The organism is Bradyrhizobium sp. IC3195 (assembly GCF_020193585.1).
In the GTDB taxonomy this organism is placed as follows: Bacteria; Pseudomonadota; Alphaproteobacteria; order Rhizobiales; family Xanthobacteraceae; genus Bradyrhizobium; species Bradyrhizobium yuanmingense.
Map to the genome: position 1 here is coordinate 62,748 of NZ_JADYVG010000013.1, position 21,332 is coordinate 84,079.

At 66.4% G+C, this 21,332-nt stretch carries 18 protein-coding genes; 9 read left to right on the plus strand and 9 right to left on the minus strand.

Features of this window, described 5'->3' with window-relative positions; translation table 11 throughout:
- The first annotated feature begins 1 nt into the window (after nt 1).
- Nucleotides 2–1,198 carry an acyl-CoA dehydrogenase family protein gene (locus I6F09_RS23480; protein WP_225189142.1) on the plus strand — a complete coding sequence of 399 codons (1,197 nt, stop codon included), beginning with the start codon at nt 2–4 and terminating at the stop codon, nt 1,196–1,198.
- Between the two features lie 243 nt (nt 1,199–1,441).
- Here I6F09_RS23480 and I6F09_RS23485 read toward each other — a convergent pair whose 3' ends face one another.
- The 4 genes from I6F09_RS23485 to I6F09_RS23500 form a co-directional block, all read right to left on the minus strand.
- Nucleotides 1,442–3,766, minus strand: coding sequence for a xanthine dehydrogenase family protein molybdopterin-binding subunit (locus I6F09_RS23485; RefSeq protein WP_225189143.1), 2,325 nt, complete (start codon nt 3,764–3,766; stop codon nt 1,442–1,444).
- 126 nt (nt 3,767–3,892) lie between these two features.
- The gene (locus tag I6F09_RS23490; RefSeq protein WP_036009668.1) at nt 3,893–4,999 is read right to left on the minus strand and encodes a trypsin-like peptidase domain-containing protein; all 1,107 of its coding nucleotides are present in this window, start codon (nt 4,997–4,999) and stop codon (nt 3,893–3,895) included.
- 167 nt (nt 5,000–5,166) lie between these two features.
- Nucleotides 5,167–6,042: a dihydrodipicolinate synthase family protein gene (locus I6F09_RS23495; RefSeq protein ID WP_036009666.1), complete on the minus strand. Its 876-nt coding sequence runs from the start codon at nt 6,040–6,042 to the stop codon at nt 5,167–5,169.
- 63 nt (nt 6,043–6,105) lie between these two features.
- Nucleotides 6,106–7,071 (minus strand): VOC family protein, encoded by a 966-nt coding sequence (locus tag I6F09_RS23500; protein WP_036009665.1) that lies wholly within the window; start codon nt 7,069–7,071, stop codon nt 6,106–6,108.
- A gap of 192 nt (nt 7,072–7,263) precedes the next feature.
- On the opposite strand from I6F09_RS23500, the gene I6F09_RS23505 reads away from it, so the two are divergent.
- Together I6F09_RS23505 and I6F09_RS23510 are read left to right on the plus strand one after the other, a co-directional pair.
- The gene (locus tag I6F09_RS23505; protein ID WP_225189144.1) at nt 7,264–8,130 is read left to right on the plus strand and encodes a S1C family serine protease; all 867 of its coding nucleotides are present in this window, start codon (nt 7,264–7,266) and stop codon (nt 8,128–8,130) included.
- The gene (locus I6F09_RS23510) at nt 8,127–8,498 is read left to right on the plus strand and encodes a helix-turn-helix transcriptional regulator (protein WP_036009663.1); all 372 of its coding nucleotides are present in this window, start codon (nt 8,127–8,129) and stop codon (nt 8,496–8,498) included. The genes I6F09_RS23505 and I6F09_RS23510 overlap by 4 nt, the downstream gene beginning before the upstream one ends.
- A 25-nt stretch (nt 8,499–8,523) precedes the next feature.
- Here I6F09_RS23510 and I6F09_RS23515 read toward each other — a convergent pair whose 3' ends face one another.
- Nucleotides 8,524–10,860 carry a Tex family protein gene (locus I6F09_RS23515; RefSeq protein ID WP_225189145.1) on the minus strand — a complete coding sequence of 779 codons (2,337 nt, stop codon included), beginning with the start codon at nt 10,858–10,860 and terminating at the stop codon, nt 8,524–8,526.
- 242 nt (nt 10,861–11,102) lie between these two features.
- Between I6F09_RS23515 and I6F09_RS23520 the strand changes: the two genes are divergently transcribed.
- Complete coding sequence (locus I6F09_RS23520) at nt 11,103–12,212, plus strand: ring-opening amidohydrolase (protein ID WP_225189146.1); 1,110 nt, start codon at nt 11,103–11,105, stop codon at nt 12,210–12,212.
- 116 nt (nt 12,213–12,328) lie between these two features.
- Nucleotides 12,329–13,798: an amidase gene (locus tag I6F09_RS23525; RefSeq protein ID WP_225189147.1), complete on the plus strand. Its 1,470-nt coding sequence runs from the start codon at nt 12,329–12,331 to the stop codon at nt 13,796–13,798.
- A 236-nt stretch (nt 13,799–14,034) separates the two neighbouring features.
- On the opposite strand, the gene I6F09_RS23530 is transcribed toward I6F09_RS23525, so the two are convergent.
- Nucleotides 14,035–14,355: a hypothetical protein gene (locus I6F09_RS23530; protein WP_036009675.1), complete on the minus strand. Its 321-nt coding sequence runs from the start codon at nt 14,353–14,355 to the stop codon at nt 14,035–14,037.
- A 136-nt stretch (nt 14,356–14,491) separates the two neighbouring features.
- On the opposite strand from I6F09_RS23530, the gene I6F09_RS23535 reads away from it, so the two are divergent.
- Nucleotides 14,492–15,400 (plus strand): PaaI family thioesterase, encoded by a 909-nt coding sequence (locus I6F09_RS23535; RefSeq protein ID WP_225113898.1) that lies wholly within the window; start codon nt 14,492–14,494, stop codon nt 15,398–15,400.
- A 68-nt stretch (nt 15,401–15,468) separates the two neighbouring features.
- Nucleotides 15,469–15,828, plus strand: coding sequence for a hypothetical protein (locus I6F09_RS23540; RefSeq protein WP_036009657.1), 360 nt, complete (start codon nt 15,469–15,471; stop codon nt 15,826–15,828).
- Between the two features lie 2 nt (nt 15,829–15,830).
- On the opposite strand, the gene poxB is transcribed toward I6F09_RS23540, so the two are convergent.
- The 3 genes from poxB to I6F09_RS23555 all read right to left on the minus strand — a co-directional run bounded on the left by poxB (nt 15,831) and on the right by I6F09_RS23555 (nt 19,238).
- Entirely contained in the window at nt 15,831–17,567 is a 1,737-nt protein-coding gene (gene poxB / locus I6F09_RS23545) for a ubiquinone-dependent pyruvate dehydrogenase (protein ID WP_225189148.1), read from the minus strand.
- Between the two features lie 109 nt (nt 17,568–17,676).
- Nucleotides 17,677–18,309 carry a 2-dehydro-3-deoxy-6-phosphogalactonate aldolase gene (locus I6F09_RS23550; RefSeq protein ID WP_225189149.1) on the minus strand — a complete coding sequence of 211 codons (633 nt, stop codon included), beginning with the start codon at nt 18,307–18,309 and terminating at the stop codon, nt 17,677–17,679.
- Nucleotides 18,306–19,238 carry a 2-dehydro-3-deoxygalactonokinase gene (locus I6F09_RS23555; protein ID WP_225189150.1) on the minus strand — a complete coding sequence of 311 codons (933 nt, stop codon included), beginning with the start codon at nt 19,236–19,238 and terminating at the stop codon, nt 18,306–18,308. Before I6F09_RS23555 ends, I6F09_RS23550 begins: the two co-directional genes overlap by 4 nt.
- A 217-nt stretch (nt 19,239–19,455) precedes the next feature.
- Between I6F09_RS23555 and I6F09_RS23560 the strand changes: the two genes are divergently transcribed.
- Entirely contained in the window at nt 19,456–20,553 is a 1,098-nt protein-coding gene (locus tag I6F09_RS23560) for an LLM class flavin-dependent oxidoreductase (RefSeq protein ID WP_225189151.1), read from the plus strand.
- A 115-nt stretch (nt 20,554–20,668) separates the two neighbouring features.
- Nucleotides 20,669–21,223, plus strand: a complete 555-nt coding sequence (locus I6F09_RS23565; RefSeq protein WP_036009648.1) for a flavin reductase family protein — start codon at nt 20,669–20,671, stop codon at nt 21,221–21,223.
- Nucleotides 21,224–21,332 lie beyond the last annotated feature (109 nt).

Consider the following 21,332-nt stretch of genomic DNA (forward strand, 5'->3'; position numbering starts at 1 on the left):
CATGGACCTGTCGTTCAATGCCGAGGAGCGCGCCTTCCAGAGCGAGGTGCGCGGCTTCATCGCCAAGAATCTCACCGAGGAAATGAAGCGCGCGACCGCGCTGACGCCATCGGTGTTCTCCGATCCCGACATCGGCATGGCCTGGCAGCGCGCGCTGCACGCCCAAGGCTGGGGCGCGCCGGGCTGGCCGGTCGAATATGGCGGCCCCGACTGGACGCCGGCGCAGCGCTGGATCTTCGAGACTGAATGCGCCCGCGCCGGCGTGCCCAACGTCAACGTGATGGGCGTGAAGATGGTCGGGCCCGTCATCATCGGCTTCGGCAGCCCCGAGCAGAAGAATTTCTACCTGCCGCGGATTCTCTCCGGTGAGGATTATTGGTGCCAGGGCTATTCCGAGCCCGGATCCGGCTCCGATCTGTCGTCCCTCAAGACGCGCGCGGTGCGCGACGGCGACGACTACGTCATCAACGGCACCAAGATCTGGACCACGCACGCCCATCACGCCAACCGCATGTTCGCGCTGGTGCGCACCAGCGACGGGCCGCGGCAGCAGGACGGCATCAGCTTCGTCCTGATCGACATGAAAACGCCGGGCATCACCATCCGTCCCATCCTTACCATCGGCGGCGACCACGAGGTCAACCAGGTGTTCTTCGACGACGTGCGCGTGCCCGTCGCCAATCGCGTCGGCGAGGAAGGCAAGGGCTGGACCTACGGCAAATATCTGCTCGAGTTCGAGCGCGGCGCGGGCATCGCCTCGGCCAAGCTGCGCGAAGGATTGAAAGCGATTGCCGATCTTGCCGAGTCCGACCTCACGGGCCGCGCCATCGACAGCCCCGACATCGCGACGCGGATTGCCGAGGTCGAGGTCGACATCGACGCGCTCGAGATGACGGAGCTACGCGTGCTCTCGGCACTCCAGACCGGCCAGAATCCCGGCGCGGTGTCGTCGATCCTGAAGCTGCGCAACAGCGAGATCCGCCAGGCCGTGACGCGGTTGGGAGCCGACGTGATCGGCCACGACGCCCTCGCCGTCGAGCCGATGCGCCCGCTCTACAGGCTCAACCACGAGCCGGCGACGCCTGAGGAGATGCTGACGGTGATGCCGGAATATCTCAACGGCCGCGCCTACACCATCTTTGGCGGCACCTCGGAAATCCAGCGGGATATTATCGCGAAGATGATGCTGGGGATTTAGGGCATGTAGCCCGGATGGAGCGCAGCGCAATCCGGGATATGGCGAGCGCCTGTGCTCCGATCTCCGCTGTCGTCCCCGCGAAGGCGGAGACCCATAACCCCAGGGAGAGGTTATGGGGCGAGCTGGTCACTCCGAGTCTTCGCCAAACCACTCCCTGTGGTTATGGGTCCCGGGCTCGCGCTTTGCGCGCCCCGGGACGACGGTTGAGTCTGCTGCGACAGCTAGAGCAACAAAGCGTTGGGCTCAACCCGCCGCCTTCGCGTCCCGGATCGCCTGCCAGATCTTCTGCGGCGTCAGGGGCGTGTTCAGCTGGGTGATGCCGAGCTCGGCGAGCGCGTCCATCACGCCGTTGGTGACGCAGGGCGGGCCGCCGATGGCGCCGGATTCGCCGCAGCCCTTGGCGCCGAGCGGATTGGTGCGGCAGGGCGCGGAATCGTCCAGCGTCACCACGATCGGCGGCACGTCATCGGCGCGCGGGATGCAGTAATCCTGGTAGCTCGCGGTCAGCAGCTGGCCGTCGGCATCATACGACACGCCTTCATACAGCGCCTGGCCGATGCCTTGCGCGACGCCGCCATGGATCTGGCCGGTGACCAGCATCGGGTTCACGGCGACGCCGACGTCGTCGACCGTGGTGTAGCGCACGACCTTGGAGACGCCGGTCTCGGGGTCGATCTCGACCTCGCAAATATGCGTGCCGTTCGGCCAGCTGGGACCGTCGACCTCGCCTTCGGAATCGACGCTGAGCCTGGCGCCGCTCTCCTTCTCGGCGAGATCGAACAGGCTGATGCGGCGGTCGGTGCCGACCACGGTGAGCATGCCGCCCTGATATTCGATATCCTCGACCGAGGTCTCCAGCACGTTCGCTGCTTTCTCGCGCGCCTTCTGGATCAGATCGTTGGAGGAGACCGCGACCGCCGTGCCACCGACGAACAGCGAGCGCGAGCCGACGCTGCCGAAGCCCATGGCGAGATCGGTGTCGCCCTGGACCACGTCGATCTTGTCCATGGCAATGCCGAGCGTGTCGGAGATCATCTGGGTGTAGGTGGTCTGCAGCCCCTGCCCCATCGCCATGGTGCCGGAATGCAGCACGACGCGCCCTTGCGAGGTCGCGTGCAGGCTGACCTTCTCGGTGTGAGCGCGGCCGCCGGTCCACTCGATGTAGGAGGTGAGTCCGCGGCCGTAGAGCAGGCCCTTCTTCTTCGCCGCCTTCTTGCGCGCGGCAAAGCCGTCCCAGTCAGCGAGCTTCACGGCGCGGTCGAGCATGTGCGCGAAGGCGCCGGAATCGTAGACCTGGCCGGCCGCATTGGTGTAGGGCAGCTGCGCCGGCTTGATGTAGTTGGCCTTGCGGATCGCGCGCGGATCCATGCCGATTTTTCGCGCAGCGGCGTCGAACAGGCGCTCGACGATGAACACCGCCTCAGGGCGGCCGGCGCCACGATAGGCCCCGACCGGCGCGGTGTGGGTCATCACCGACTGCACCTCGAAGTGCACCAGCGGCAGGTCGTAGACACCGGTCTGTACGAACGGCCCGAGCACCAGCGGGATGATGTTGGCCGCGCCCGAGGAATAGGCCCCGGTGCAGCCGATCGACTTGACGCGATAGGCCAGCACCTTGCCCTTCTCATCCAGCGCGAAGGACGCCTTGGACGTGAGATCGCGGCCGTGGGTGCCGCCGACGAACTCGTCGGTGCGGTCGCCGCGCCAGCGGATCTTCTTGTTCAGCTTGGTCGCGGCATAGGCGACGATGCCGTCCTCGGGATAGAGATTGGTCTTCTGGCCGAAGCCGCCGCCGATGTCGCCGACCAGCACGCGGACACTGTCCTTGGGACGCTTGAGCACGGCTTCCGCCAGCACGTCGCGGGTCGAGGCCGGCGTCTGCGACTGCACGTGCAGCAGGAGACGGCCGGACTTCTTGTCGATCTCGGCAATGGTCGAGCGCGGCTCCATCGCGGACGGAACGAGACGCTGGCTGACGATATCGAGCTCGACGGTGTGCGCGGCCTTGGCAAAGGCCTCGTCGACCTTAGCGGCATCGCCGTAGCTCATGGCGCCGACGATGTTGTCGGGCGCCTCCGGCCACACCACGGGCGCACCTGATTTCACCGCCTCGACGGGATCGACCACCGCGGGCTGCACATCGTATTCGACCGCGATCGCCTCGGCCGCGCTCTGCGCCTCCACGCGCGATGACGCCACCACCGCGGCCACGGCCTCGCCGGCGTAGCGGACGACCTCGTGGGCGAGCAGCCGGCGCGGCGGCACGGTCATCGGCTTGCCGTCCAGGCGCTTGAAGATGTTCAGCGTCGGGATGGTGCCGATGTCGTCCTTGACCAAGTCCGCGCCGGTGTAGATCGCGGCAACGCCCGGCATCGAAGCCGCGGCGCTGGTGTCGATCGAGACGATCTTGGCGTGGGCGTGCGGCGAGCGCAGCACGTGCAACCACAGCGCGCCGTCGGCCGGCTTGTCGTCGATGAACTGTCCCTTCCCGGTGAGCAGCCTCTGGTCTTCCAAACGCTTGACGGGCTGCCCCGCTCCGAAACGCAAATTGCCGGGAAGAATGTTCATTCCGCTGTATCCTCGAGATCGGGAAAAACGACGGCGGCGGTTTTAACCGATTTTGCGCGCCAGACAACCGAGCCCCGGCGCATCTGCAATGCGCGTCAGGGCCCCTTGCAGGCGCGGATTGGGCGGCTAGGACCTGTCGATATCGACAATGCTCACATTCACGTCACGGGTGTCCGAGCCGCGCTTGACCGTGAGCCGAACGGTCTTTCCGGCCCCGGCCTGCTCGAGCGCATCGGTCAGGTCGGCAAGGCGCCGCACCGGCTTGCCTTCCACCGCGGTGATGATGTCTCCGACCGCTCCCGTGGAAAAGTTGACACCGCGAATCCCCGCCCGCTCGGCAGGACTGCCGGGGGCCGTCCGGACCACGATCACCCCTTCGACAGCAAGCCGGGTCGACACATCCTCGCCGGCGGCCACGATGCCGATGCCTGGCGTCGGCACGCGGCCGTTGCGGATCAGCTCAGGGACGATCCGGTTCACGACGTCGACCGGGACCGCGAAGCCGATGCCGGCGTTCGATCCGGACGGCGAGATGATCGCCGTGGTGACGCCGATCAGCCGGCCGGCGGAATCCAATAGCGGCCCGCCCGAATTGCCGGGATTGATCGCGGCATCGGTCTGGATGACGTTGGCGATCTCGCGGCCGCCATGGGTCGGGAGCCGTCGCTTGAGCGCGCTGATGATGCCGGAAGTCATCGACTGATCCAGCCCGAAGGGATTGCCGATCGCGAAAGCGGATTGTCCGACTTTCAGGTCGCTCGAACTGCCGAGAGCGATCGGCGCTGGAAGCTGGCGCACGCTGCGGATGCGCAACACCGCGAGATCGTAATTGGGCGCCGTGCCGACCAGGTCGACCTGGGCCACCTCACCCGAGGCAAAGCGCACGGCGATCTCGCCGCCATTGGCGACAACATGATTGTTCGTCACCAGGTGGCCGTCGCGGTCCCAGACAAATCCCGTGCCGGAAGCACCGCCGCCGGCCTGGCTCTCCTCGCCCATGAGGGGACTTGCCGCCGACTTGGCCGCAACCTGAACGACCGACGGCGATACGCGCTCGAAGATGTCGATGGTTGCCTTCTCGCCGTCCCACAGCGGCCCGCGCTGCTCGACGGCACGTGCGGAGGGCGCGGCCCATGGGACATACGAGACGGGGACATGCAGGATCTTCGCGGCCGTGACCGCGACCAGCAGGGCGGCGAAGGCTGCCGCGGCAATCGCATAGCGACGATTCATTGGGTGATCACCGTGTCTTGTGCTGAATGCGGGCTGTGAGATGCACATGCATGAAGTGGCAGGATCTCGCTTACGCAGCAACGTCGCAAACGCGCGGAAGTTTCTCGGTCAGGTATGGACCATTTTGCGCCCGGCACGGATGCCGGGGCATATTGCCGCGTGGCGAGCTATTCCAGCTCGCGCAGCGCCGTTTCCACGATTTTGCGCGCATCCGCCGTCAGTGGCGCCTGCGGCGGGACGGGGCCGCCGACGTCATAGCCCTGGATCGCAAGGCCGGCCTTGATGCACGCCGCGAGATTGAAACGGGCGAAGGCTTCGTTGATCCGCCACAGCCGCCGCTGCAGCGCCATGGCCTCGTCCCAGCGGCCCGCCGTGCATAGATCGTAGAGCATCACGCTCTGGCGCGGGATGATGCAGGCAGGTCCCGCCATCCAGCCGCGGCCGCCGATCAGCATCACCGCCGCCGGAATGTGGGCGGAGGCGGAGAACACGCGCAAGGAGTCCCCGCAGCGGTTCATGATCGAGAGCAGCCGACCGGTGTTGGTCGAGGCATCCTTGATGTAGCCGATGCGCGGATGCTCGGCGAGGCGCGCGATGACGTCGAGCGTGAGATCGGAGCGCTGGAATTGCGGATTGGTGTAGATGACGACGGGAATGTCGACGGCATCGGCAATGGCGCGGAAATAGGATTCGACCTGCGCATCGGCCAGGGGGAAATACGCCTCCAAAATCGCAAGGATGCCGTCGGCCCCACACTTCTGGCAGGCTTTCGCCTGCGCCACCGCATCCGCCGTTGCGGTCGAGGCGACGCCGGCGATAACAGGCACGCGCCCCTGCGCGGCCTCAATCGTGGTCTGCACGACCGCCATGCGTTGCGCGGCGTTTAGGTAAGCGAATTCGCCGGTCGAGCCCAACGGCGTCAGCCCGTGCACGCCGGCGCCGATCAGGTCGTCGCAGAGTTTTGCCAGCACGTTGGTTCGCACCGTCCCGTCGGCATCGATGGGCGAGACGAGATACGGAAAGACACCGTGGAATTCGGACATGCGGCGCTGATCCCGGTCGATTGGTTTGCGGCTGACCGCTATTACCAATGCCGGCGCCGGCGATCAAACCCTGAGCAGACGCACCCGCGTGCCCCAGGGATCAATCGCCTCCACCCCATCCGCAAGCGCCGTGACCTTCACACCGCCTTTGCGCAGCCGTTCTTCCTGCGCGGCGAGCAGCTCCGGCTTCGCCATCACCAGCGAGAACCAGGCAAGACCGGTCGTGGACTCGTCGCGCTGGCCGGCGCCCTGGCTCTGCCAGACATTCATGCCGAGGTGATGGTGATAGCGGCCCGACGCCAGGAACGCCGCGCCGCTGCGGCGGCGGGTCGGGTCGAGGCCGACGGTGCCGTGATAGAAGCTCTCGGCCTGGGCGAGATCGCCGACGCGCAGATGCATGTGGCCGATGCGCATTCCATCCGGCGCCTTGGCATAATCGGGAACGCGCGTATTGGTGAGCGACAACAGGTCGGGAATGTTGAGCTCGTCGGTCGCCATCTTCACGCTACCCTCGCTCCATTGCCATTGCGAGGGGTCGCGGTCGGCATAGACCTCGATGCCGTTGCCTTCGGGGTCGTCGAGATAGACGGATTCGGAGACGAGATGATCGGCAAAGCCCGACAACGGCACGCGGTGCGAGGCGGCATGAACCAGCCAGCGCGCCAGATCCTTGCGGGTCGGCATCAGGAAGGCGGTGTGGTAGAGGCCTGCGGCGCTGCGCGATTCAATCGCGGCTTCGGGACGGGCCTCCAGCACCAGCAGCGTGAGGCCTGATGTGCCGAGCTTGGCTGTGGCCGCCGAGCGCTCCATCACGGTGAGCCCGATCACATCGCGGTAATAATCTGCGACTTTGTCGAGGCTCTTCACCCGCAGCGTCACCATGCCGACCCGCATCGGCGTACGGCTGGCAAAGGTGGGGCCGCCGCCCTGCGCTGTGCCCTCGGCACGGGCCGCGGCTGCGGCGGCCATGGCGAGCGAGGTGGCGCCGGCGAGCTGCAGCAGGGTGCGGCGGGTCAAGTCGATGGTCATCGGTCGGGCTCGCTGGAAATCCTCGAGGCCAAATGGCCCAATTTTGGGATTGCTACACGTTCCCGTGAGGCGCTCCCAATCACATGTTCGTCGGTCGCGGTCTTGCGGAGGCCGTCCTGGTCCTGGCCACCCGGCCAGTTTCGCAATCGCCCGCGGCATCCCAGATTGAGGACAACTTACGGGAGCCCCGCCATGACTGATCTTAGTCCCCTGTCCTCACTGTCGTCCGCGCTCGCGGACATTGTGGCGCGCACCGCGCCGTCCGTCGTCTCCGTGCATTCGCATCGCGCTCGCGCGACCGGCTTCGTCTGGAAGAGCGGCCTGATCATCACCGCCGATGAGGCCCTCGCCGACGAGGGCGAGGTCGAGACCAGCCTCGCCGACGGTCGTCGGGTCGCTGCCACGATCGCCGGCCGCGACCACACCACCGACATCGCGCTGCTGCGCACTGAGGCCGCGGTCGCACCGGTCAAGCTCGCCGCAACCGTCCCGCCGCTGGGCGCATTGTCGGTCGTGGTCGCGACCAACCGGGAGACACCAAGCGCGGCGCTCGGGATGGTGTCGGCGTCCGGAAAGAGCTGGCGTTCCTTGCGCGGCGGCGACATCGACGCGCGGATCGAGCTCGACGTCCGCCTGCGCGGCAGCCAGCAGGGCGGGCTCGCGCTCGATGCATCGGGCGAAGCCTTCGGCATGGCCGTGCTCGGGCCGCGGCGCGTGCTGGTGATCCCGACCGCGACGATCGAGCGTGTCGCGCCCCAGCTGGAGGCGCGCGGCCGCATCGCGCGCGGTTATCTCGGCCTTGGTCTGCAGCCGGTGCGGCTCGACGACGGTATCGGCGCCATGGTCATGAATGTCGACAAGGCTGGGCCTTCGGCCGCGGCCGGCATTCGCCAGGGCGACGTGATCGTTGCAGTCGACGGCCAGAAGCTGTCGGGCGTGCGCGCGCTATCGCGGACACTGGGACCTGCGAGCGTCGGCGCGGTGGTGGACGTCGCCGTGCACCGTGGCGGCGAGCCGGTCAGCTTCAAGGTCACGGTCGGGGAAAGGCCGGAGGCGTGAGCGAGGACAAGACGGCCGAAATCGTACTATCGCTGGAGATCGACGATGCCGCCCTCGCCGATCGCCTGGCGGCCCTGCTCGGCAATGTCGCCGGGCTTCGCCTTGCCGCGCCCGGCGAGCAGGCCGCCGCGACAATCATCGCCCGCGATCCACGTGTCAGCCCTGCGGACATCGCGCTGACGCAGCGTGAGCTCGACGTGCTGGCGCTGATGGCCGAAGGCGCCTCCAACAAGATGATCGCGCGTCAGCTCGGGATCTCCGTGCACACCGTGAAATTCCATGTCGGCTCGCTGCTCGACAAGCTGGATGCGACCGGGCGCACGGATGCAGTGGCGCATGCGGCACGGCGCGGCGTGATCGAGCTTTGACAGTCCTAACGGCGCCGCTCAGCCGCTACGCCCGCTTGCCGCCGTTCTTCTCCGCCGCGCGGCGCAGCGCTTCGGCGAGCGCGCCGCCGCCCGAAGATTCCTGCTTGCGCGGCGCGGACGAGGTCATGCGGCTTGCGTTGCGCTGATTGTTGTCGCGCTGCATGCCGGGGGCGTCCTTCTTAGGCCCGACCTCGTCGTCGAGGCGCAGCGTCAGCGAGATGCGCTTGCGGGCGACCTCGAAGTCCAGCACCTTCACCTTGACGATGTCGCCGGGCTTCACCACCTCGCGCGGGTCCTTGATGTAGGTCTTCGACATCGCCGAGATGTGCACGAGGCCATCCTGGTGCACGCCGATGTCGACGAAGGCGCCGAAGGCGGCGACGTTTGTCACGGTGCCCTCGAGGATCATGCCCTTCTTGAGATCCTTGATCTCCTCGACGCCTTCCTTGAACACCGCCGCCTTGAACGCAGGGCGCGGGTCGCGACCGGGCTTTTCCAACTCGCGAAGGATGTCGGTGATCGTCGGCAGACCGAAGGTCTCGTCGACGAAATCCTTCGGCTTCAGCGTGCGCACGACGTCGCTGTTGCCGATCAGCGCCTTGATGTCGCTCTTGGTCGCCTCGAGAATCCGGCGCACCACGGGATAGGCCTCCGGATGCACGCCGGAGGCATCAAGCGGATCCTCGCCGCCGAGGATGCGCAAGAAGCCCGCGCACTGCTCGAACGCCTTCGGCCCGAGCCGCGGCACGTCCTTGAGCGCCTTGCGCGACTTGAACGGACCGTTGGCGTCGCGATGCGCCACGATGCTCTGGGCAAGGCCGGAGCCGACACCCGACACGCGCGCCAGCAGCGGCGCGGAGGCGGTGTTGACATCGACGCCGACCGCGTTCACGCAATCCTCGACCACGGCATCGAGCGATTTGGCGAGCTTGGCCTGGCCGAGGTCGTGCTGATACTGGCCGACGCCGATCGCCTTCGGCTCGATCTTGACGAGCTCGGCGAGCGGGTCCTGCAGGCGCCGCGCGATCGACACCGCGCCGCGCAGGGTGACGTCGAGGCCGGGCAGCTCCTCCGAGGCGAAGGCCGAGGCCGAATAGACGGACGCGCCGGCTTCCGACACCACGATCTTGTTCATCTTCAGCTCAGGCAGACCCTTGACCAGCTCGGTGGCGAGCTTGTCGGTCTCGCGCGAGGCGGTGCCGTTGCCGATCGCGATCAGCTCGACGCGGTGCTTGATTGCGAGCCGGCCGAGCGTCGCCAGCGACTCGTTCCATTGCCGCTGCGGCTCGTGCGGATAGATCGCGGTGGTGTCGACCACCTTGCCGGTGGCATCGACGACGGCGACCTTCACGCCGGTGCGGTAGCCGGGATCGAGCCCCATGGTGACGCGGGTGCCGGCGGGCGCGGCCAGCAGGAGGTCACGCAGGTTCGAGGCGAACACGCGCACGGCCTCGGTCTCGGCCGAATTCCACAGCCGCATGCGCAGATCGATATTGAGATGCACCTGGATCTTGGTGCGCCAGGCCCAGCGCACGGTATCGATCAGCCAGCGGTCGCCGGGACGCTTGAGATCGGCAATGCCGAACCGCTTCATGATCTTCAATTCATAGGCGCTCGGCACGCCCGGCGGCGGCGCCTCGGCCTCGGGCTGAATTTGCAGGTCGAGAATTTCTTCTTTCTCGCCGCGGAACATCGCGAGGATGCGGTGCGAGGGCAGTTTTGTCAGCGGCTCGGAGAAATCGAAATAGTCGGCGAACTTCTCGCCCTCGGTCTTCTTGCCGTCGCGCACCTTGGAGGCCATGCGCGCATTGGTCCACATCTCCTCGCGCAGGGCGCCGATCAGATCGGCGTCCTCGTCGAAGCGCTCGACCAGGATGGCGCGGGCGCCGTCGAGCGCGGCAGCGGCGTCAGCGACGCCCTTCTCGGCGTTGATGAAGCCTTCCGCCACGACCTTCGGATCATTGCCGGGCTCAGCCATAAGCTGGTTGGCGAGCGGCTCGAGGCCGGCTTCCTTGGCGATCTCCGCCTTGGTGCGGCGCTTCGGCTTGAACGGCAGATAGATGTCCTCGAGGCGAGCCTTGCTGTCAGCGGCCATGATCGAGGCCTCGAGGGCCGCATCGAGCTTGCCCTGCTCGCGGACCGATTCGAGAATGGCCTTGCGGCGATCCTCGAGCTCGCGCAGGTAAACCAGGCGCTCCTCCAGAGTGCGCAATTGCGCGTCGTCGAGCGCACCGGTCGCTTCCTTGCGGTAGCGGGCGATGAAGGGAACCGTGGCGCCGCCGTCGAGCAGCGTCACCGCCGCCTCGACCTGCTCGGCGCGAACCCCAAGCTCCTGCGCAATTTTCTGGTTGATGTTTGCCACGCGAGATTCCCTCTAATCCAAGCACGCGGGCGCAGGGGCGAACCACCGGCCGCGGGACGCCGCTTATGGACCAACCAAGGTTGATTCATCAAGGTGCGGTGCGCAACCGTCGACAGAGGATTTTTTGCCCGACCGATGCGATCTCGCCACATTCGTGGGGGCGCGGCGACTTGACATCGGCCCCGCGTTCCGCGCCTGCTTGCTCCCGCCGGGCCAATGAACTCTCCGCACGAGGACCAATCATGCGTACCACATCGGTCGGCGTCTTCAGGATCGCCACCACAGGCCCCGGCGACGCCTCCGGCCTGATGGACTTGATCGGCTCAGGCGCGATCGATCCCAACTCGATCCTGGTCATTCTCGGCAAGACCGAGGGCAATGGCGGCGTCAACGATTTTACTCGGGAGTATGCGGTGCGCGCGCTCTGCGCGGCGCTGGCGCCCAAACTCGGCCTGTCGGCGGAGGCAGTCGAGCAACGGATCGCCTTCGTGATGTCCGGCGGCACAGAGGGCGTGCTGAGCCCGCACATCACGGTGTTCACGCGCCGCGAGGCCGAGCGCCGGGCAGGCGTATCCGGCAAGCGCCTCAGCATCGGCATGGCGCACACGCGGGACTTCCTGCCCGAGGAGCTCGGCCGCTCCGCGCAAATCGCCGAGACGGCCAAGGCCGTGCAAGCCGCGATGGCGGATGCCGGCATCGGCGATCCCGCCGACGTTCACTTCGTGCAGATCAAGTGCCCGCTGCTGACCAGCGAGCGCGTTGCGGCGGCAAAGGCGCGCGGCAACAAGACGGCGACGACGAGCGCTTACAGCTCGATGGCCTATTCGCGCGGTGCGTCCGCATTGGGCGTTGCGGTCGCGCTCGGCGAGATCGGATCCGACGTCGGCGACGAGGATGTGCTACGGCGCTACGATCTCTTTTCCAAGGTGGCCTCGACCTCGTCGGGGATCGAGCTGATGCACAATGTCGTCATCGTGCTCGGCAATTCGGCATCATCGGCAAGCGAGTTCGTGATCGGGCATGCCGTGATGGAGGATGCGATCGACGCCGCGGCGGTGCTATCGGCGTTGAACAGCGTCGGGCTCGGCGCGGCGCCGCAAACCACCGCGGGCCACACGCTCGTCAACATCTTCGCCAAGGCGGAGGCCTCTCCCGACGGCGCCGTGCGCGGCTTCCGCCACACCATGCTCGAAGACACCGACATCAGCTCGACCCGCCACGCCCGCGCAGCGGTCGGCGGCCTGATCGCGGGGCTTGCCGGCACCGGCGCGGTGTACGTGTCCGGCGGCGCCGAGCATCAGGGCCCGGCCGGCGGCGGCCCGGTTGCAGCGATCGCGCGACTGTCGGATTGATAGCCGGCAGCCCGACCTCTCCGCCGGGCGCAACCCTGCCCCTCGTGGCGCCTCGGTTGATTCACGCGGGCCGTTGCGAAAAAGGTGACGCCGCGGCCTTAAGGGGATTTGACTTCATGACTTTGCCGATGAGCTGGAATGAATGGGCACAGCACGATGGCGTCGCGCTGGCGGGGCGCGTTCGCAAGGGCGAGCTGACGGCGAAGGAGCTGGCGCGCCAGGCCGCCGCGGGCGTTGCCAAGGTCAATCCAGCGCTGTCCGGCGTGGTCGAGCTGTTCGAGGACGTGATCGCCGATCCCGCCAAGGACGGCGCCAATCTCGCAGGTCCGTTCGCCGGCCTGCCCTTCCTGATGAAGGACCTCGGACCGACCATGAAGGGCCGGCTGCAGGAGATGGGATCGCTGCTGATGCGCGGCAATCGCGCGAGCGCCGATACGTTCCTTACCGGCAAATTCCGTCAGGCGGGGCTCAACCTGATCGGTCGCACCACGACGCCAGAATTCGGCGTGTGCTCGTCGGCCGACAATCCTGCCGTCTACGTCACGCGCAATCCCTGGAATACGGACTACACCACCTGCGGCTCATCAGCAGGCAGCGCGGCGATGGTGGCCGCGGGCGTGGTGCCGATCGCGCATGCGACCGACGGCGGCGGCTCGATCCGCATTCCCGCCGGCGTCAACGGCAATATCGGCCTGAAGGTCTCGCGCGGCGTGTTCTCGCTCGCGCCGCACATGTCGGACCTGACCGGCCTCGTCTCGATCCAGGGCTGCCAGTCGCGCTCGGTGCGCGACACTGCCGCCTTCGTCGATCATGCGCGCGGGCCTGCGCCCGGCGAGTTCATGCCGTTCTGGACCACGGCGCAGCCTTATTGCGAGATGATCAAGCGCGATCCCGGCAAGCTTCGCATCGCGCTGTCGCACACATGGGGCAATTACACCGCGACGCCCGAGCTCGCTGCCGAGCTGGAGAAGGCCGGACGCTTCCTCGAAGGCCTCGGCCATCACGTCGACTATGCGCTGCCGGAGATCGACCTCCCGGCCGCCTTCGAGGCGCAGACCACCTGCTACATCTCGAACTTCGCGGTGGTGATCTCCAACATGCTCGCTGCGCGCGGACTGGAAAAGCCGCCGGAGGATCTGATCGAGCCGATGAACATCCGGATCTGGGAAGCCGGGCGCCACACCAGCTTTGCCGAGCGGGCGAAGATGCAGGCCGTGTTCAACACGACCTCGCGCGGCTTCGGCAGCTTCTTCGAGCAATGGGACGTGATCCTGACGCCGATCACGGCGCTGCCGACGCCGAAGGTCGGCACCAGGGAATATCTCACCATCTCCGACAACCTTGATGTGCGCGACTGGTTCGACAATCTGTGGCGCTTCTTCGCCTTCACGCCGCTCGCCAATCTCTGCGGCATGCCGGCGATCTCGATGCCGATGGCGGCGCAAGACCACGGCCTGCCGCTCGGCATCCAGGCGATCGCCAAGCAGGCCAATGACGGCCTCCTGCTGCAGCTCGCCGCCCAGATCGAGCGCGCGCTCGACGGCAAGTGGAACGGCGGCAAGAAACCGAAGGTGCATGTAGGCTAACTAGAGCGTGATGAGATCAGTTCGATCGCTACGGCGGAGGTGCACTCCCTCTCCCGCTTGCGGGAGAGGGCTGGGGAGAGGGTGTTTCCGCGATGGGACAATCCCCTAGAGGAGAAAGCCCTCACCCGCGCCTTCGGCGCGACCTCTCCCGCAAGCGGGAGAGGTTGCAGCGAGCCCGTGGCATGGATCTCGCTTTAGCAAGTGTGCGATCGCATCGATACGCGATCGCAGCAGCCTCAGTTCTTCACCGCCGGTATCTCCTCCGCCACCGGCTGCTTCTGACCCTGCTGATACATCGCGAGCGCCTTTTCGAGGGCTTCGCGCAGTGCCAGTGCTGCGGCGACACTGCAACGCAGATGCGCGGTCTGGACCACGTCGACCCTGACGGCAGCGCCGACCGGCATCAACAGGTTTGCGGCAAGCTCGATCTGGATCGCGCCGTTGTGGTGACCGAAGCAGGATGCGCCGTCGAAATAGATGATCGGCGCCCGCTCGGCGCTGGAGGTGGAAATGGTGACGGGCCCCTGGGCGGTCGAGGGCGTTTCGGGGTCGGCCATGGGCGCTCCTTGCAGTTCATCGACGAACGAAGCGCCCACCATCGACGCTTCGGCGCGCCCTGTCGAGACCAAACCGTCCCATGCGGGGCTCATTCGGGATTTTGCGCGAGGCCCGACACTGGTCTAGAAGGTCCCCATGAGCACCACGCCGACCACGCTTGCCTTCGAGGAACTCGCCGAGGCCATCAAGGGCCGCCGCTCCGATTACGGCCATATCAGCGGGCTCCAGCTCGACCGGTTCGCACCTGGCGAGGCTTGGTCCAGCCTGCCCTATCGACCGGTCTTCGTCGGCGACACCGCGACCGGCGTGCTGCATGGCGGCGTCGTCACCGCGATGCTGGACGAGAGCTGCGGCATGGCGGTGCAACTTGCGCTCGACGGCACCCGCGCGATCGCGACCCTGGATCTGCGCATCGACTACCAGAAGCCGGCAACGCCCGGCCTCGACATCAAAGCGCATTCGGTCTGCTACCGCACCACGCGCTCGATCGCCTTCGTGCGCTCCACCGCCTATCAGGAGTCCGAGGACGATCCGGTCGCGACCGCGACCGCCTGCTTCATGATCGGCGCCAACCGCACCAACATGCTCGCCGACCGCCGGATGGATGCGCGCAGCATCCCGACGCTGGAGGCGCCGGAGGATCCGGACGGGCCCTTTGCGCGCAGCCCGTTCGCGCGCGCGCTCGGCATCCGCGTCAACGATGACGGCACGCTGACGATGCCGTTCTCGCCGCAGATCATCGGCAATCCGATCCTGCCGGCGATCCATGGCGGCATGACGGGCGCCTTCCTCGAGACCACCGCCATCATCGGCGTGGCGCGGGAGCTCGGCGCTAGCGCACCGCCCAAGCCGATCGGCCTCACCGTCAACTACTTGCGCTCCGGACGCGCGCTCGACACGTTTGCCGACGTCTCGATCGTGAAGCAGGGCCGACGTATCGTCGCCTTCGAGGCGCGGGCCTGGCAGGACGATGCTTTGAAGCCGATCGCCACCGCTTTCGGTCACTTCATGCTGCGCCCGACGCCTGGAAGTGACGAGGAATAAGCCCATTTTGACTTGACGGCCGCAGCTCCGGCCCCAACGATAGCGCGCCTTTCGCCAGAGGAATTGGATTGCGGCATCCGCTCGACATCGTTGCCATGTTCGCCGCACTCTGGCTGCTGGCATCGATGGTGCTCGACACGCTGACGCCGAAGGAGCTGACCGCGATCATGATCGGCATCGCGATCGGCCCGGCCATCGTCATCACCGCCGTGTTCTATTACCTGCGGTGCCCGCGAACGGATTTTGCGGTGATGTTCGCAGCGCTGTGGCTGATCTCCGATATCGCCATCGCCCTCATCTCGCCGAAGCAGCTGCCGCATTTCCTGATCGCGCTCGGCTTTCTGCCGGCGATGCTGATCGGCATCGTGCTGCACTGGCAGACGTTCACCTCTCCTCGGCGGGGAGAGGTGAACCACCGCGCCGGCTGATATCACCGCGGCAACAGGTTCGTCTTCGCGAGGTCGAGCACCTCGTCGCCGCGTCCGTTCATCACCGCACGCAACACCCAGAGGCTGAAGCCCTTCACCTGCTCGGGCGTGATGGTCGGGGGCATCGACAGCTCCTGCTTGGCGGTAACAACATCGAGCAGCGCCGGCCCATTGTGCGCCAGCATCTCTTTCATCGCGCCCGGAAGCTCGCCGGGATCCTCGACGCGCTTGGCAAAGATGCCCATCGCGCGCGCCATCGCGGCGAAATCCGGGTTCTCCAGGTCGACATTGGTGTCGACGAAGCCCGCCGCCTTCATCTCCAGCGCGACGAAGCCGAGCACGCCGTTGTTGAAGACGACCACCTTCACCGGCAGCTTCTCCTGCGTCAGCGTGATCAGGTCGCCCATCAGCATGGTGAAGCCGCCGTCGCCGGAGAGCGAGATGACCTGGCGCCCGGGCTGCGCCGCCTGCGCCCCGATCGCCTGCGGCATGGCATTGGCCATCGAGCCGTGAACGAAGGAGCCGATCAGCCGGCGGCGGCCGTTCATGTCGAGATAGCGCGCCGCCCACACCGTCGGGGTGCCGACATCGGCGGTGAAGACGGCATCGTCGGAGGCATGGTCGCTGATGACCTTGGCGAGATATTGCGGATGGATCGGCTTGGCTCCGGGCGTGCCCCTGGCGAGCGAATCGAGGCCCTCGCGGGCTCTCTTGTAGTGCGCAACGGCGTCGTCGAGATGCTTGCGCTGCGTCTTGGCCGTGAGCAGCGGCAGCAGCGCCTCGATCGTGAGCTTGACGTCGCCGACGAGGCCGAGATCGATCCTGCAGCGCCGCCCCAGATTCTCCGGGCGGATATCGATCTGCGCGACCTTCGCATCATCAGGGAAGAACTGCTTGTAGGGGAAGTCGGTGCCGAGCATCACCAGCGCATCGCAGGCGTGCATCGCGGCGTAGCCCGAGGAGAAGCCGATGAAGCCGGTCATGCCGACGTCATAGGGGTTGTCGTATTCGACATGCTCCTTGCCGCCGAGCGCGTGCACGATCGGGCTCTTCAGCGCTTCAGCGAGTTGCATCAAAGGCGCATGCGCGCCGGCGCAGCCGCGGCCGCAGAACAGCGTGATGCGCTCGGCGCCGTTGAGGAGATCCGCGAGCGCCTGCAGCTCATCCGCTTGCGGCACGACCTTCGGCGGAGCCAGTGCAAGGCCACGCGTCGTCGACAACGCGCGCTTCGGAGGACTGCGGAAGGCGACATCGCCGGGCATGGCGACGACCGCGACGCCGCGCAAGCCGACCGCCGCGCGAATTGCATTCTCCAGCACGTAAGGCAGCTGGCTCGGGTCCGACACCAGCTCGCAATAATGGCTGCATTCGCGGAACAGGTTTTGCGGATGCGTCTCCTGGAAATAGCCGCCGCCGATCTCGGCGGTCGGGATCTGCGCAGCGATCGCCAGCACGGGAACGCGGCTGCGATGCGCATCGAACAGGCTGTTGATCAGATGCAGATTGCCGGGGCCGCAGGAGCCCGCGCAGACCGCGAGGCTCCCGGTCATCTCGGCTTCGCCGGCCGCCGCGAAGGCCGCGACCTCCTCGTGGCGGACATGGATCCATTCGATCGTGCCGCGGCGACGCAGCGCCTCGGTGAGCGCGTTCAGGCTGTCGCCGACGATGCCGTAGATGCGCTTGACCCCGGCCTGTTCGAGCGTTGCCACGAACAGATCGGCCACGTTGTTGATCGCCATGTCGGTCTCCTGATTCAGCCAGTCGCATAACACGGTGCGCGCTTGTCGGCATCGCGCCACCAAATGGCAGAATAGACCAAGTCAGGATTACGGCTAGTTTATTGTCGGCTCAATCTTTCTCAATTGCCCGATCGTAAGCGTCAATTGTCACCTCTGCGCGGGCTGCGACATCTGTTGCCGTCATGCCTGGCTTGTAGAGGCTGGAGCCGAGCCCGAAGGCGGTCACCCCGCCCTTGATGTACTCGACAAAATTCTGGTCGGAGACGCCGCCGACGGCGGCGATCATCACGCCTGCCGGCAGCACGGCACGGATCGCGGCGATGCCGGCAGCGCCGAGCACGCTCGCCGGAAAGAATTTCAGGCTCGACGCGCCCGCGCGCGCCGCCAGCAGCGCCTCGGTCGGCGAGAACACGCCGGGCATGGTCACCATGCGATGCTGATGCGCGCGCGCCAGCACTTCGGTGTCGACATTGGGCGAGACCATCAGCCTGCCGCCGACATCGTTGAGACGATCGACATCTGCCGTCGTCAGCACCGTGCCGGCGCCAATCAACACGCCTGGTGGCGCCTGCTTCGCGGCAAGCGCGATCGAGCGGAATGGATCGGGTGAATTCAGGGGGATCTCGATCGCGGTCATGCCGGCCTCGACCAAGACGCCGACGATCGCTTCGGTCTCCTCAGGCTTGATGCCGCGCAGGATCGCGACCAGCGGCCGCTGCATTGGTGGAAAGGGAACGCTCATCTCTCGCAGTCCTTCTGCTTCGTCCAGATCGCGGCTGCCGCCATCGACAGGCCGCGGCGGACGGCTTCATCCGCATCGACCGGATTTGCGGTTACCGAGAGCGCCTCGAATGCCAGCCGATACAGCACCGCAAGCCGCCCCGCGGCAATCAGCTGGACGCCCGCTTGCGGTACGGTCCCGGAGAGCCCTGCCGCGAGCTCCACACCGATCAACGTGCCCGACAGCGTCTCACGTGCCGCTGCCGGCGTGCCGCCGAACAAGAGCTGGCGCGCCCGTGCGGTGAACAGCAGATTGGCGGCGAAGGCCGGGGCGTCGAACGCGGCCTTTACGGCCGCCTTGAAGCTCGCGATATCTTCGGCGTCATCAGCGCCGGCGACCGCGAGCGACAGGATCGTCTCGCGCGAGACGGCGCTGAACAGCTCGCCGGTCATGAAGGTGGAGAAGCGCTCCACCGTGCCGTCTTTCACCCGCACCCATTTCGAATGCGTGCCGGGCATGCAGACCAGCGCCTCGCCCGCGGCATCGAGGCCGAGCGCGCCGAGCAATTGCGTCTCCTCGCCGCGCATGACGTCCGGCGCCTTGGCATCGCGCTGGGCGATGCCCGGCAGGATGCGAATGTCGCGCGCCTCGCCCGGCACGCGCACGGCCTGTTTCAGGATGGCTGAGAGCTTTGCCGGCGTGTCGACGTAGCCGGCCTCGACCCAGCCGGTCTTGGCACCGGCCATGCCGCAGACCAGAACCGGCAGATGCGCGGGCGCTTCGACTACGGCCAGATGCGCTTGCAGCACGGCGGGAAAACCGGTCCTAGCCGCCGCCAGCATGCCCTCACCGCTGCGGCGCTCGGCCAGCACCTGACCGGCGCGATCGACCAGCCAGAGCCGGAAGCTGCTGGTGCCCCAATCCACCGCGACATAGGCGGGTTCGGTCATGTCAGGTCTCGTCCTCGTCTCATGGCCAAGACGCCGTCTCGCGACACATGAGACGATGTCCAGAAGGCTCCCGTCGAGATACCGGCTATTGCGCGGGCAAACCAGCCCTTTCTCTTCATTTTGAGGCTCCGCCGCGCTGGCACAACGCTTGCTGACACTTCGTCACTCAACTCCGTCAACGCGCGACAAGACGCGTCAACATCAGACGAGGAAACCCATGGAGATCGGCTATTTCACGATGCCTTCGCATCCGCCGGAGTGCGGCCTGAAGGAAGGGAACGACTGGGATCTGCAGGTCATGCGCTGGCTCGACGAGCTCGGCTATCAGGAGGCCTGGGTCGGCGAGCACCACACCGCGCCCTGGGAACCCAATCCCACGCCGGACCTCCTGATCGCGCAGGCCTTGATGCAGACCAAGAAGCTGCGCATCGGTCCGGGCGGCTTCCTGCTGCCCTACCATCACCCGGCCGAACTCGCCAACCGCGTCGCCATGCTCGACCATCTCTCCGAAGGCCGGCTCAATTTCGGCGTGGCGGCGAGCGGGCTACCGAGCGACTGGGCGATGTTCAACGTCGACGGCATGAGCGGGCAGAACCGCGACATGACGCGCGAGGCGCTGGAGATCATCCTGAAGCTGTGGACCGAGCCGGCGCCCTTCACCCACAAGGGGAAGTACTGGACGGTGACCAAGCCGGACACGATGTTCGACTTCCTCAAGCCCCATATCAAGCCGCTGCAGGCGCCGCATCCGCCGATCGGCGTTGCGGGCCTTTCCAAGAACTCGGACACGCTCAAGCTCGCCGGCGAGCGCGGCTTCATCCCGATGAGCCTCAACCTCAACCCGGCCTATGTCTCGAGCCATTGGGACTCGGTCGAGATCGGGGCCGCGAAGACCGGCCGCAAGCCGAACCGCCAGGACTGGCGCCTGGTGCGCGAGGTATTCGTCGCCGACACCGACGAAGAGGCCTGGAAACTCTCGACCGGCGACATGATGGGCCGAATGATGAGCGAGTACTTCCTGCCGTTGCTCGGGCATTTCGGCTTCAAGGACTATCTGAAGCACGCGCCCGATGTGCCAGACAGCGACGTCACGGTCGAATATTGCGCGAAGCGGAACTGGATCGTCGGCTCGCCCGCGACCGTCGCCGAGAAGATCGAGAAGATCTACGACGAGGTCGGCGGCTTCGGCGTGCTGCTCGTGTTCGGCTTCGACTACAAGCATAAGGCCGAGGCCTGGCACAACTCGCTCTCGCTGCTGAAGAACGAGGTGATGCCGCGCCTTGGGCATCTCGGCTCCGCGAAGAAGGCGGCTTGACGCAAGCATGATCCGGAAAAGTGCATAGCGGTTTTCCGAAGAGATCATGCTAGACTCTTGGCGCCGGGTGCGGCGCGATCGTGCCGCACCCGCTTCTATTCTGGGAGATTTCCGCGTGACGGTGGACGCGAAGGACTTCAAGCAGGCGATGCGCCAATGTGCCGGTGCGGTAGCGCTGGTCACGGTGGGCGCCGAGCACGGCAGGCGCACGGGGCTGACGGTGACCTCGGCCTGCTCGTTGTCGGACAAGCCGCCCTCGCTGATCGTCTGCGTCAACCGCAACGCCAGCGCCCATGCCCGCATCCGGGAGGAAGGTGCTTTCGCCATCAACTTCTTGCATGAGGATCACGCGCTGCTCGCCCTCACCTTCAGCGGCCAGAAGGGCGTCGACGGCGACGATCGCTTCGCCTTCGGGCAATGGACGCGTGGCGTGACCGGCGCACCGGTGCTGGCGGACGCGGTGGCCGCGTTCGACTGCGTGCTGGCGCAGGAGTTCGAGACGACGACGCATTCGATCTTCGTCGGCGAGGTCCGCAGCGCCTCGCATTCCGCTGCCGTCACGCCGCTGGTGTACTTGCGCAGCAATTTCCACACGCCACGAGAACTCCGCGAGAACGTGACGATCGGCGATCTCGACGCACGGCATCTGAGCTGGACGGATTTTTCGTAGGACGAGTGCTCGCTTTCTTCCTTCTCCCCTTGTGGGAGAAGGTGGCGCGAAGCGCCGGATGAGGGGTATCTCTCTGCAAACTCACCAGAGTCATACGCGGAGAGAGACC